Below are 12,131 nucleotides of genomic sequence, written 5' to 3' on the forward strand. Positions count from 1 at the left end.
CGATCAGCAGGGGGCGAGCGCGGCCGCCTCGGCTCAGTCCTCGGGCCAGCGGACGCGGGCGCCCGAGTCCGGGTGCTTGCGGAGCCAGGCCGCGATGAAGGGGCAGCGGGGGACGACCGTGCCGCCGGCGTCCGTCACCGCGAGGACCGCGGCGCGGGCGAGGACGCTGCCGAGGCCGTGCCCCTCCCACGCGTCGTCGACGACGGTGTGCGTCAGCACCACCTCGTCGCCGCGGCGGGCGTAGGCCGCGAAGCCCGCGACCTCGCCGCCGACGGAGATCTCGAAGCGCGAGCGCTCGGGGGCGTCGCGGACGACGGGGGAGGGGGCGGCGGAGTCGCTCATGCTCCGATTCTCGCTCCCCGCGGCGCCGACGTGCTGGTGCGGATGACGAGGGAGGCGGGGATGGTCGTGTGCCGGGCGGGCGGCGGCGCCTCGCCCCGGCCGAGCGCCGCCAGCGCCTCCAGCACCAGCGCGACCGCGAGCTCGCCCTGCTGCCGCGGATCCTGCCGGATCGAGCTCAGGCCGAACAGCTCGGCGAGCGGGTGGTCGTCGATCCCGATGATCGAGACGTCCTCCGGCACCGACAGCCCGAGCTCACGGGCGGCGAGGATGATCCCGATCGCGATCTCGTCGGACGCGGCGAAGATCGCGGTCGGCCGGGTCCGAGGGTCGCCGAGCACCTGGCGCCCGGCGCGGTGCCCGCCCGGGATGTCGAACCGGGTCGGCACGAAGTGGCCGGGCCCCTGCTCGAGTCCGGCCGCGGCGAGGGCCTGGCGGAACCCCTCGTGCCGCTTCGTGTGCACGTGGAAGTCCATCTCCTCCTCCGTGAGCCCGCCGATGTGCACGACTCGCTCGTGCCCGAGCGAGAGCAGGTGCTCGGTGGCGAGGCGGGCCGCGGCGACGTCGTCGATGCTGAAGGTGGGGATGCCGGGCAGGGAGCCGCCGATCCCGACGATCGGCTTGCCCAGCGCGAGCAGCGCCTCCGTCTCGTCCGGGGAGATCTCGAGGGTCACCGCGACGATCGCGTCGACGCGCTTGCGGACGAGGTAGTACTCGAAGACGCTCCGGCGCGCGTCGTGGTGCTTGTCGATGTTGTAGAGGAGCACGTCGTAGCCGGCGGCGAGCAGGGCGTGCTCGATGCCCTCGATGATGCCGCCGAAGAACCACTGGTTGATCACCGGGATGATCACCGCGACGTTGTTGCTGCGACCGGTGACGAGGCTCGAGGCGTTCGCCGAGACGACGTAGCCGAGGCTGGACGCGGCGCGCTCGACCCGCTGCTTCGTCCCCGCGGAGACGTAGCCGCGGCCGCTGAGAGCGCGCGACACGGTCGCCTTCGACACTCCGGCGAGCTCGGCGACCTCTTCGATGCCTGGCACGGCGTTCCTCCCGGTCCGTCCGGCGTCGATGCTGGAAACGGTTCCAGAAAGTTATACCCCGGGCGCGACGCGACCGGGAGCGTCGAGATCGATCTCCCGCGGCGGGCGGCCCGGTTTCCCGCGGTTCGTCGCCGGATCGTTATCTCAGAGAGCGCTCTATCGGCGCCGTTGTGCTTTCATCGAACTTGTGGAAAGGTTTCCCTCCGTGGAGGCCCGAGCCCACACGAACCCGGTGTTCCGCTCGGAGAGTCTTCGCACGGAACCACCAACAGCATCCGAGTCGTCGCAGCACCTGCTTCGAGTCGCCTCAGCCCGCCGGCGCGCCGGACGGCACCGGCCCTCGGCTGAACCACCACTCAATGAGGAGGAACCATGCGGTCATCCCTGCACCGCCGTATCACCCTTCCCGTCGCCGTTCTCGCAGCGGCCGGGATCGCCCTCGCCGGCTGCTCGAGCAGCAGCGACCCGAACGACCCCAACGCCGGCGGCGGCAGCTCCGCCGGCACTGTCGGCACCGCCGACGGCGTCGTCAACGTCTACGGCACCATCAACGGCGACGAGGCCACCCTTCTCGAGCAGTCCTGGGCGGACTGGGAGGAGGAGTCCGGCATCGACATCAAGTACACCGGCGACAAGGAGTTCGAGAAGCAGATCGGCATCAAGGTCCAGGGTGGCGACACCCCCGACCTCGCGATCTTCCCGCAGCCCGGTCTGCTCGCCGACACCGTCGCCTCCGGCAAGGTCCAGGAGCTGCCCGAGGGCGCCCTGACCGAGGTCCAGAACAACTGGTCCGAGGACTGGCAGAAGTACGGCCAGGTCGACGGCACGCAGTACGGCGCGCCTCTGATGGCGTCCGTCAAGGGCTACATCTGGTACTCGCCGGCGAAGTTCGCCGAGTGGGGCGTCTCCGTTCCCACCACCTGGGACGAGATGGAGGCGCTGGGCAAGACCATCGCCGAGAAGACCGGCGGACCGTCCTGGTGCGCGGGCTTCAACTCCGGTGAGGCGTCCGGCTGGCCGGGCACCGACTGGATCGAGGACGCCGTCCTCCGCGAGGCCGGCCCCGACGTCTACGACTCCTGGGTCGCGGGCGACACCCCGTTCACCGACCCCGAGATCAAGGCGGCGTTCGACTCCGTCGGCTCGATCCTCCTCGACCCGACCCTGGTCAACGCCGGCTACGGCGACGTCTCCTCGATCAACTCGACCGCTTTCGGCGACGTCGCGCAGAACATCGCGAACGGCACCTGCGCCCTGACCCACCAGGCCTCGTTCTTCGAGGGCTTCCTGATCTCGGCCGGCGCCAACGTGGCCGAGGACGGCGACGTCTGGGCCTTCCTCACCCCGCCGACCAACGCCGACGACCCCCAGGCCGTCACCGGTGGTGGCGAGATGGTCGCCGCGTTCTCGAACGACGAGGACACCGCGAAGGTCCAGGAGTACCTGGCCAGCGCCGACTGGGCCAACAGCCGCGTCAAGCTCGGCGGAGTCATCTCGGCCAACACGGGCCTCGACGCCGAGAACGCCGGCAGCGACATCCTGAAGGACTCCATCGGCATCCTCCAGGACCCGGACACCACGTTCCGCTTCGACGGCTCGGACCTCATGCCGAAGTCCGTCGGCGCCGACAGCTTCTGGAAGGGCATGGTCGACTGGATCGACGGCTCGAGCACCGATCAGGTCCTCGAGGAGATCCAGGCCGGCTACACCTCCTAGCAGTCGGGTGGAGGGCCGCCGCTTCTCGGAGCGGCGGCCCTCGACCGATGCCCGTCCGGCCCGATCGCACCCGCGGTCCGGCCGGACCGGGCCTCACCAGAGTTCAGAGTCGCACTCGAAAGGGCGTCCATGTCCGGCTTCTTCCAGTGGCTGGCGAGCATCCCCCCGCTCGCGCAGATCCCCATCATCCTTCTGGCGTTCGCGGCGGTCGTCGCGATCATCCTCTTCTTCGTCGAGATCGCCCCGCGGCGCGGCACCGGCTACACGGTCCTCCGTCTCGCCGTGACCGTCGTCCTGCCGGTCGTGCTCCTGCTCGCGTTCGGCCTGTACAACTCGGTCATGTGGGTCGCGGTCGTCGCGGCCGTCCTCGGCGGCATCCTCTTCCTGCTCGACTTCCGGTCCCGCAAAGGCGCGGGCTACGGACTGCAGCTGATCGCGTTCATGGCCCCGGCCGCCTTCTTCATCCTGATCGGCCTGATCTACCCGACGATCACGACCGCGCTGAACGCCTTCATGAAGAACGACGGCTCCGGATTCGCCGGCCTCGACAACTTCATCTGGGTCTTCACCAGCCCCGACGGCGTGACCGCCTTCCTCAACACCGTGGTCTGGGTGCTCCTCGCTCCGATCACCGCCACCGCGATCGGCCTCGCCTACGCGGTCTTCATCGACAAGAGCCGCGGCGAGAAGTTCTTCAAGCTGCTGGTCTTCATGCCGATGGCGATCTCGTTCGTCGGCGCCTCGATCATCTTCAAGTTCTTCTACGACACCCGCCAGGGCGAGCAGATCGGTGTCCTCAACGGCATCCTCACCGCGTTCGGCGGCGCTCCCGTCGACTGGCTGGGCCTCGAGCCGTGGAACACGCTGTTCCTGGTCGTCGTGCTGATCTGGACGCAGGCCGGCTTCGCGATGACGGTCCTCTCGGCCGCCATCAAGGGCGTGCCCTCCGAGCAGCTGGAGGCGGCGTCACTCGACGGCACCAACGCCTGGCAGTCGTTCTGGAACGTCGTCGTCCCCGGCATCCGCTCCTCGATCGTCGTCGTGCTGACCACGATCTCGATCGCCTCGCTGAAGGTCTTCGACATCGTCTCGGCGATGACCGGCGGCCGCTCCGACACCACCGTCCTCGCCTTCGAGATGGTCCGCCAGTTCCAGCTCGGCGCCCGCAGCGGCTACAGCGCGGCCCTCGCGGTCATCCTGTTCCTGCTCGTGCTCCCGATCGTCGTCTACAACGCCCGCCAGCTCGCCAAGCAGAGGGAGATCCGATGAGCGTCACGCCCACTCCGATCCAGGTTCCGGTCGACCGCAGCACCGAGCGCTCGCTCGCCCGCGGCGAGTCGAAGATCGAGGCGGCCAGCGGCAAGGTCCGCAAGGCGACCACCTCGCGCGGAGCGACCCTCGCGGCCGCGATCATCGCGGCGATCTGGACCATCCCGACCCTCGGGCTGTTCATCTCGTCGTTCCGCCCCGCGAACGACATCAAGACGACCGGCTGGTGGACGATCTTCGCCAACCCCGGCTTCACCCTCGACAACTACGCGAACGCGCTGAACTCGGGCGACAGCCTGACGCTGGGCAAGGCGTTCGTGAACTCGCTGGTCATCACGCTGCCGGCAGCGCTGATCCCGATCACGATCGCCAGCCTCGCGGCCTACGCGTTTGCCTGGATCGACTTCAAGGGCCGGAACACGCTGTTCGTGCTCGTGTTCTCGCTGCAGATCGTGCCGATCCAGATGGCCCTCGTCCCGCTGCTGCAGCTGTTCTCGGACGGCCTGCGCATCGGCAACCTCTACATCCTGCCCGGGCTCGGGGTGAACGGGTTGGACGGCTCGTACGCGAAGGTGTGGATCGCGCACACGATCTTCGCGCTCCCGCTGGCGATCTTCATGCTGCACAACTTCATCTCGGAGATCCCCGGCGAGGTCATCGAGGCGGCGCGCGTGGACGGAGCCGGCCACGGCCAGATCTTCTTCCGCATCGTGCTGCCGCTGTCGGTGCCGGCGATCGCCTCGTTCGGCATCTTCCAGTTCCTGTGGGTCTGGAACGACCTGCTGGTCGCGACGGTCTTCACCTCCGGGCAGGGGCTCCCGATCACGAAGGCGCTGCAGGACCTGTCGGGCTCGTACGGCCAGTCGTGGGAGCTCCTCACGGCCGGCGCGTTCATCTCGATCATCGTCCCGCTGATCGTGTTCTTCGCCCTCCAGCGCTTCTTCGTCCGCGGCCTCCTGGCCGGCGCGACCAAGGGCTGACGCTCGCACCGGAGGCCCGGGTCCTGCTCACGCAGGGCCCGGGCCTTCCTTCGTCCGCGTGGGTCTCGATACGCCGCCGATGGCGGCTACTCGACCAGCATGATCGCGCCGGCCAGGCGGTGGACCGACCGGCGGCCTGCGGACGTGGTCCCCTCCATGCTGGTCGAGCAGCCGCGGGCCGCGGCGTATCGAGACTCGGTGAGTCGAGTCCGCGAACGCGGCCCGACATGGTCGGCAGGGTCGCCGCCGAGCGCCCGCCGCTGAGCACATCTTCGCCGTGGGCGGAAGCCGCGGGCGGTGTCGGCGGGCGGGGTTATGGTCGAGCGATGAGCAGGATGGGTGACGTCGCGAGCGGCGGCGGGATGCGCGCGGGCGCGGTGCGCGGGAAGATCTCCAGCAGCGACCCCGACGCCCAGCGGCGCAAGAACTCCGACGCCCCGAGGATCGACCACCTCTTCTCCCGGATCGCCTCGCTCTTCCGCGCTCACCGCACCAAGCTGATGCTCACCGTCGCCCTGGTGCTCGTCGGCGCCGCGCTCACCGTCGTCCCGCCGCTGCTCACCCAGCTCGCCTTCGACCGCGGGCTGTTCCCCGAGAGCGGCCGTCCGAACTTCCCCGTCCTGCTCGAGCTCGTCGGCGTGATGGTGCTGATCTGGGTGGTCTCCGCCGTGCTCGGCGTCTGGCAGACCTTCCTCACCGCGACCGTCGGCAACAGCGTGATGGGCGAGCTGCGGATCCGGCTGTTCCGCCACCTCCAGGCGATGGAGCTGGGCTTCTTCACCCGCACCCGCACCGGCGTGATCCAGTCGCGCCTCGCGAACGACGTCGGCGGCGTGGCCAGCGTGCTCACCAACACCGTCTCGAGCGTGCTCGGCAACACCGTCACCGTGATCGCGGCGGTCGTCGCGATGCTCCTGCTGTCCTGGCAGATGACGATCGTCGCCGTGGTGCTCACCCCGGTCCTGGTCATCGCCCAGCGCCGGGTCGGCCAGGTCCGCGCCCGGATCGCCACGAAGACGCAGGAGTCGCTGTCCGAGATGACGGCGATCACGCAGGAGACGCTGAGCGTCTCGGGCATCCTGCTCGCCAAGAGCTTCGGCCGCCAGGAGTCGGAGGTCACCCGCTACGCGGACGAGAACGGCCGGCAGATCGAGCTCCAGGTCCGCCAGCAGATGTCCGGGCAGTGGTTCTTCGCGACCGTGCAGATCTTCCTCTCGGTGATCCCCGTGGTCGTCTACCTCGTCGCCGCCTGGCTGATCCTCGGCGGGACGACCGTCACCGCCGGCACCGTCGTCGCCTTCACCACCGTGCAGGCGCGGCTGATGTGGCCGCTGCTGGGCCTGATGCGCGTCGCGCTCGACCTGCAGACCGCCGGCGCGCTCTTCGCCCGCATCTTCGAGTACCTCGACCTGAAGCCCGCGATCGCCGACCGTGCGGGCGCCCGCGACGTCGACGGCGAGCTCGGCCGGGTCGAGCTCGACGAGGTCGTCTTCCGCTACCCCGACCAGACCGACGACGTCCGGCCGACCCTCGACCGCGTCTCGGTCTCGATCGAGCCCGGCCAGTTCGTCGCCTTCGTGGGGCCCTCCGGTGCGGGCAAGACGACCATCTCGTACCTCGTGCCCCGGCTCTACGACGTCACCGAAGGGTCGGTCCGCTTCGCCGGCGCGGACGTCCGCGAGCTGCGGCAGGAGTCGCTGGTCTCGCACATCGGCATCGTCAGCCAGGAGACGTACCTCTTCCACGCGACGATCGCCGACAACCTCCGCTACGCGCGCCCCGGAGCGACGCAGGAGGAACTGGAGGCGGCCGCGCGGTCCGCGAACATCCACGACACGATCGCGTCCTTCCCCGACGGCTACGACACCCTCGTCGGCGAGCGCGGCTATCGGCTCTCCGGCGGCGAGAAGCAGCGCCTCGCGATCGCGCGGGTGCTGCTGAAGGACCCGGCCGTGCTCATCCTCGACGAGGCGACGAGCGCGCTGGACACCGTCTCGGAGCGGATCGTGCAGACCGCCCTCGACGACGCCGCCCGCGGCCGCACCACCATCGCGATCGCGCACCGCCTCTCGACGGTCGTCTCGGCCGACGTCATCCACGTCGTCGACGGCGGCCGCATCGTCGAGTCCGGCACCCACCTCGAGCTGCTCGAGCGCCGCGGTCTCTACGCCTCCCTCTACGCCCAGCAGGTCGAGACTGCCCTCAGCTCCTGACGCGCGTCGGCGGCGGCGCGGGGGTGTCCGTGTGTCAGGCGCAGTCGACGACGAAGCGCATCAGGCTGGTCGCGTCGTCCGTCTCGAACAGCTCGTCGAGGGCGCGGTTGAATTCGAGGCGGCGGCTGTAGGGGATGTTGACGGCGTCGATGCCGGCGCTCATCAGCACTCCCGTCATCATCAGGCGGGCGGTGCGCTTGTTGCCGTCGAAGTAGAACTGGCTCCGTGTCGCGGCTGCGAAGTAGGCCACGGCCCGCTCCCTCGGGTCGGGCAGCGTCTCGAGGAAGCGGACGAGCGAGTCGAAGCGCTCGATCAGTGCCTCGCCGCCGGTCCCGTGCTCGACACCGGCGACGAAGCCGCCGTTCGCGAGTCGCACGCTGCCGCCGCCGGAGACGGTTCCCTCGCCGCGGAAGTGGCCGGACTCGATCGCCTCCTTCGCCGCGACCGTGCGGTGAAGGGTGTCCGACACGTCCTTGCGGAGGGCGAAGGCGCTCCGGCCGACCAGCTGGTCCAGATCGCTGTACGCCTGACTCAACGCCAGGACCTGCTCCTCGTCGGCCAGCGGCTTGCCGCCGACGGTCACGCCCTCGAGGAGGGTCCGCACCTCGGGGAGGGTGAAGGTGTTGCCCTCGAGTGCCGCGGCGTTCCAGACGAGGTCGGGCAGCGAGGCGCGGAAGCGGAACCGGGCGCGCTCGGAGGTGGTCGCCACGAGGCGGTTCCACTCGATCGTCGACGCGGTCCAGGTGATGCCGGTCCGCTCGCGCAGGAGGGTGCTGTCCGCGGCGGGGAGTGAGCGGTCCGCCGGTCCTTCGGTCCGTCCGCCGGTCGGGCGACGCCGGTAGCCGGGTCCGGGTCGCTGCTCGTCGGTCACGACCACTCCCGTCCCAGCTCCGAGGCGATCGCCGCCAGGTCACCGCCGAGGCCGATGCCGTCGAGCACCGCCTGCAGCGGGGACACCAGAACGACTCCCTCGACGTCGACCGCGCCCTGGAACAGGGGCGCGGGCGCGGGGACCACGAGGACGTCGGCGTGCTCGGTGGTCGTCGGCGTCAGAGTGTCGGCGAGCAGCTGTGAGACCCGGCGCGGGTCCGTGGTCCACAGCACCGAGACCCCCTGCAGGTCGTACCCCATCGCATCGAAGGCGGCCGCTCCGGAGAGCGCCCACGGCTCCTCGGAGGCGTGCCCCGCGGAGGCGAGGCGGTCGATGCTCCAGCGCGGGCCTGCGAGGGCGACGGCACCCGGCCGGTGCTGCGGTGCGGACGCTCGACCGGCCTCGCCGAGGAGGAGCGCCGTCTCCCCGCGCGAGTACCGGGTGAGCCGAGCGGTCCAGGCCGCGATCTCCTCGTCGCCAGGGGCCACCGAGAGGTCTCCGAGCATCGCGCGCGCGGCCGACGCCGCGTGCGGATCGGAGAGGGGCCGGACCGACAGATCGAGATCGAGGCCCGCCGCGAGCAGGAGCTCCCGCAGGTCGTCGAGGCGCGGGTCGGTCTGCCCCGAGAGGATCCGGTAGCCGGTGGCGCGCGAGAGACCCGCACGGGAGGCGAGGAGATCGACGGAGTAGCCGAGCTCCTTCTGCGCCGTCTCCAGCTCGCCGAGTCTCATGTTTGAGACACTACTCTGTTCTGTCTCAATAGTGAGACAGTCCGAGTCGGAGGTTCCAGGTCAGGCGGCCGGGCGGTCGGCGAGCATCTGCTCCATCAGGGAGATCTCGGCCTCCTGGGCCTGCACGACCGAGGAGGCGAAGTCGGTGGCGACCGTGGCGCGGCTGCGGGCGAGCAGCGCCTCGGCCATGTCGATCGCGCCGCGGTGGTGGGCGATCATCAGCTCCAGGAACCGGCGGTCGAAGTCGCGGCCGGTCAGCGTGCCGAGCTCGGTGATCTGCTCGGGCGTCGCGAGGCCTGGCATGCTCTCGGGGACGACGTCCTCCTCCGTGGACATGCCCATCGACGAGTGCTCGTCGGCCGCGCCCGCGAGGGTGGGCCGGCCCATCCACGTCATCGACGGCTCGGGAGCGGCCTGCGGCAGGCCCCAGGAGTTCAGCCAGCCGAACAGCTGGCCGGCCTGCTGCTGCTGGGTGAGCAGGATGTCCTTCGAGACGGTGAGGACCTCGTCGTCGGTGCTGCGGTCGCGCGCGATCATCGCGAGCTCGGCGCCCTGGAGGTGGTGCACCTGCATGTCGCGGGCGAAGCCGGCCTCCGCGCTCGTCGTCGACGGCGTGGCCGTGGAGGAGAACGGGGCGAGGGCGCCGAAGAGGTAGCCGCCCGCGGCGCCCAGGAGCAGGGCGACGGCGGCGACGGCCGCGACGAGGAGGCGGCCCCTACTGCTTGCCGGGCGCATCGATGCCTCCGGTGCACGGGGCACCGGGCTCGGGCGCGGTCGAGGCCTGCCAGAAGCGCTCGACGAACGCGTCGATGCGCGGGTCCTCCGGGGAGTCGATGGCGACCTGGGCGTCCCAGGCGCTCAGCACGATCGGCGACTCGAGTCCCTCGTAGGGCGAGACGACCGCGTAGGTGTCGGGCATCGCGGCGATGAGGGCGTCGACCTCGCTCTGAGGGAGGGACGGGTCGTAGGTCGCCCAGACGGCGCCGTGCTCGAGGTCGTGCACGGCGTTCTCGTTCGGGACGGGCTCGCTGTAGACACCGCAGTTCATCCAGACCGCGTTGTGCGGGCCGCCCGCCGGGGGAGTCTGCTCGTACTCGACCGCACCGGCGACGTGGGTCGCGTCGTTCTCGAAGGTCTGCAGGCCGTCGATCTGCCGGGCCTCGACGATCTGCTGGTTGCCGAAGACGGTCACGGCGACGATGCCGCCGATCGCGACGACGGCGAGGGCCGAGAGCGACCAGATCCAGATCCGGCCGCTGCGCTTGCGCTTGGCCTGCTCGCGCTTGTAGGCCTCGACCTTGTCCTGGCGGGCGCGGTTCTTGGCGGACATCGTGTCTTTGGGCACGGTGGCGTCTCTCGTTCTGAGTCGGGGTGGCGCGCCGGGGAGGGCGCAGGCGCCTGAGAGGCGCTCTCAGAGGATAACGAGCGAGGCTCCGGATCGGATCAATGCGCGGTGGGAGTGCTGGCTGGGGGCGGGTCTCGAGACGCCCTGCGGGCTGCTCGACCAGCGTGCAGCGCCTGCGGGTCAGCCGGTGAGCATGCAGCGCCTGCGGGTCAGCCGGTGAGCATGCAGCGCCGCGCTCACGCGGTGAAGGTCAGCCAGAGGAGCAGGCCGTTCAGCACGATCAGGAAGAGGGCGGCAAGGATCGCGCCGAGGGTGGTGAACCAGCGGTTCGCCTGGTCGCCCATCAGGGCGCGGTTCCGGGTCAGGGCGACGAGCGGCACGAGCGCGAAGGGGATGCCGAAGGAGAGCACGACCTGGCTCAGCACGAGCGCGCGGGTCGGGTCGAAGCCGATCCCGAGCACGATCAGCGCCGGGATCAGCGTGACCAGGCGGCGGGCGACGAGCGGCACCCGCAGGTTCAGCAGCCCGTGCATGATCTCCGCGCCGGCGTAGGCGCCGACCGAGGTCGAGGCGAGTCCGGAGGCCAGGAGGCCGACTGCGAAGAGCGTCGCGACGACCGGCCCGAGCGCCGCGCCGATCGCGGCGTGCGCGCCCTCGAGGCTGTCGGTGCCGGCGACGCCGGACAGCGAGTGCGCGGCGAGCAGGAGGATCGCGAGGTTCACGGTGCCGGCGATCGCGAGGGCCACGGTGACGTCGATCCGGGTGGCCGTGAGGATCCTCCGGCGGGCGGTCACCCCGTCGACGCGGCCGAAGCGGTCCCGCGCGAGGGCCGAGTGCGCGTAGATCGCGTGCGGCATGACCGTGGCGCCGAGGATCGACGCGGCGAGGAGCACCGACTCCGAGCCGTCGAAGCGGGGGAGGAGCCCGGCGGCGGCGGCGCCCGCGTCCGGCGGATCGACGACCACGCCCACGGTGAAGCCGACCGCGATGACGACCATCAGCGCTGTGATCACGCGCTCGAACGGCTGCGCGCCGCCGCGGGTCTGGATCACCAGGAGCACCAGCGAGACGGCCCCGGTGACGAGTCCGCCCGCGAGCAGCGGAAGCCCGAACAGCAGGTTCAGCGCGATCGCCCCGCCGATGACCTCGGCGAGGTCGGTGGCGATCGCGACCGTCTCGGCCTGAAGCCAGTAGGCGCGCCGGCCCCAGCGCCCGCGGAGGCGCTCGCCGAGCAGCTCGGGCAGCGACTTGCCCGTCATCAGGCCGAGCTTGGCCGAGAGGTACTGGATCAGCCAGGCCATCAGGTTGCCGAGGACGACCACCCAGACGAGCAGATAGCCGAAGCGGGCACCCGCCGTCATGTTGCTGGCGACGTTGCCCGGATCGAGGTAGGCGACTCCGGCGACCATGGCGGGGCCGAGCAGTCTGAGCAGGCGCGCGTCGGCCGGACCCCGCGTCGTGGCGGTGATCGGAGGGGTCATTGCAGGCGGTGTCCGTTCCGGTCGGCGGTGACGCGAGGACCCCCACGATAGGGCACTCCCCGGCGTCGAACCACTCCCTCCCGGGCCGAGAGGGAGCCGCCTGCGAGCGTCTCGGCGGCCCCCGTCATCCGCCGATCCGCGGTTGA

General features: G+C 70.7%; 11 protein-coding genes. 4 read left to right on the forward strand and 7 right to left on the reverse strand.

Going from position 1 to position 12,131, the window contains the following annotated elements; translation table 11 throughout:
- Positions 1 to 33: 33 nt before the first annotated feature.
- Together HRK28_RS11540 and HRK28_RS11545 are read right to left on the reverse strand one after the other, a co-directional pair.
- Positions 34 to 342: a GNAT family N-acetyltransferase gene (locus HRK28_RS11540; RefSeq protein WP_160090588.1), complete on the reverse strand. Its 309-nt coding sequence runs from the start codon at positions 340 to 342 to the stop codon at positions 34 to 36.
- Positions 339 to 1,379 (reverse strand): LacI family DNA-binding transcriptional regulator, encoded by a 1,041-nt coding sequence (locus HRK28_RS11545; protein ID WP_160090587.1) that lies wholly within the window; start codon positions 1,377 to 1,379, stop codon positions 339 to 341. The genes HRK28_RS11540 and HRK28_RS11545 overlap by 4 nt, the downstream gene beginning before the upstream one ends.
- A gap of 372 nt (positions 1,380 to 1,751) precedes the next feature.
- Between HRK28_RS11545 and HRK28_RS11550 the strand changes: the two genes are divergently transcribed.
- The 4 genes from HRK28_RS11550 (at position 1,752) to HRK28_RS11565 (ending at position 7,557) form a co-directional block, all read left to right on the forward strand.
- A complete protein-coding gene (locus HRK28_RS11550) occupies positions 1,752 to 3,095 on the forward strand; it encodes an ABC transporter substrate-binding protein (protein ID WP_160090586.1) in 1,344 nt (447 codons plus the stop codon).
- Positions 3,096 to 3,224: 129 nt separating this feature from the next.
- Complete coding sequence (locus tag HRK28_RS11555) at positions 3,225 to 4,364, forward strand: carbohydrate ABC transporter permease (RefSeq protein WP_173251609.1); 1,140 nt, start codon at positions 3,225 to 3,227, stop codon at positions 4,362 to 4,364.
- Complete coding sequence (locus HRK28_RS11560) at positions 4,361 to 5,344, forward strand: carbohydrate ABC transporter permease (protein ID WP_160090584.1); 984 nt, start codon at positions 4,361 to 4,363, stop codon at positions 5,342 to 5,344. Before HRK28_RS11555 ends, HRK28_RS11560 begins: the two co-directional genes overlap by 4 nt.
- Before the next feature lie 335 nt (positions 5,345 to 5,679).
- On the forward strand, positions 5,680 to 7,557 hold the full coding sequence (locus tag HRK28_RS11565) for an ABC transporter ATP-binding protein (RefSeq protein WP_173252002.1): 1,878 nt from the start codon (positions 5,680 to 5,682) through the stop codon (positions 7,555 to 7,557).
- A 34-nt stretch (positions 7,558 to 7,591) separates the two neighbouring features.
- On the opposite strand, the gene HRK28_RS11570 is transcribed toward HRK28_RS11565, so the two are convergent.
- From HRK28_RS11570 to HRK28_RS11590, 5 genes are all read right to left on the reverse strand, one after another.
- Entirely contained in the window at positions 7,592 to 8,428 is an 837-nt protein-coding gene (locus HRK28_RS11570; RefSeq protein WP_217274655.1) for a Fic family protein, read from the reverse strand.
- On the reverse strand, positions 8,425 to 9,159 hold the full coding sequence (locus HRK28_RS11575; RefSeq protein ID WP_173251610.1) for a hypothetical protein: 735 nt from the start codon (positions 9,157 to 9,159) through the stop codon (positions 8,425 to 8,427). Before HRK28_RS11575 ends, HRK28_RS11570 begins: the two co-directional genes overlap by 4 nt.
- Positions 9,160 to 9,219: 60 nt before the next feature.
- Positions 9,220 to 9,894: a DUF305 domain-containing protein gene (locus tag HRK28_RS11580; RefSeq protein ID WP_160090582.1), complete on the reverse strand. Its 675-nt coding sequence runs from the start codon at positions 9,892 to 9,894 to the stop codon at positions 9,220 to 9,222.
- Positions 9,875 to 10,504 carry a DUF3105 domain-containing protein gene (locus HRK28_RS11585; RefSeq protein WP_244231663.1) on the reverse strand — a complete coding sequence of 210 codons (630 nt, stop codon included), beginning with the start codon at positions 10,502 to 10,504 and terminating at the stop codon, positions 9,875 to 9,877. Before HRK28_RS11585 ends, HRK28_RS11580 begins: the two co-directional genes overlap by 20 nt.
- A 236-nt stretch (positions 10,505 to 10,740) precedes the next feature.
- On the reverse strand, positions 10,741 to 11,985 hold the full coding sequence (locus HRK28_RS11590) for an Nramp family divalent metal transporter (RefSeq protein WP_160090581.1): 1,245 nt from the start codon (positions 11,983 to 11,985) through the stop codon (positions 10,741 to 10,743).
- Between the last annotated feature and the right edge of the window lie 146 nt (positions 11,986 to 12,131).

It is taken from the genome of Rathayibacter sp. VKM Ac-2835 (genome assembly GCF_013266705.1).
In the GTDB taxonomy this organism is placed as follows: Bacteria; Actinomycetota; Actinomycetes; order Actinomycetales; family Microbacteriaceae; genus Rathayibacter.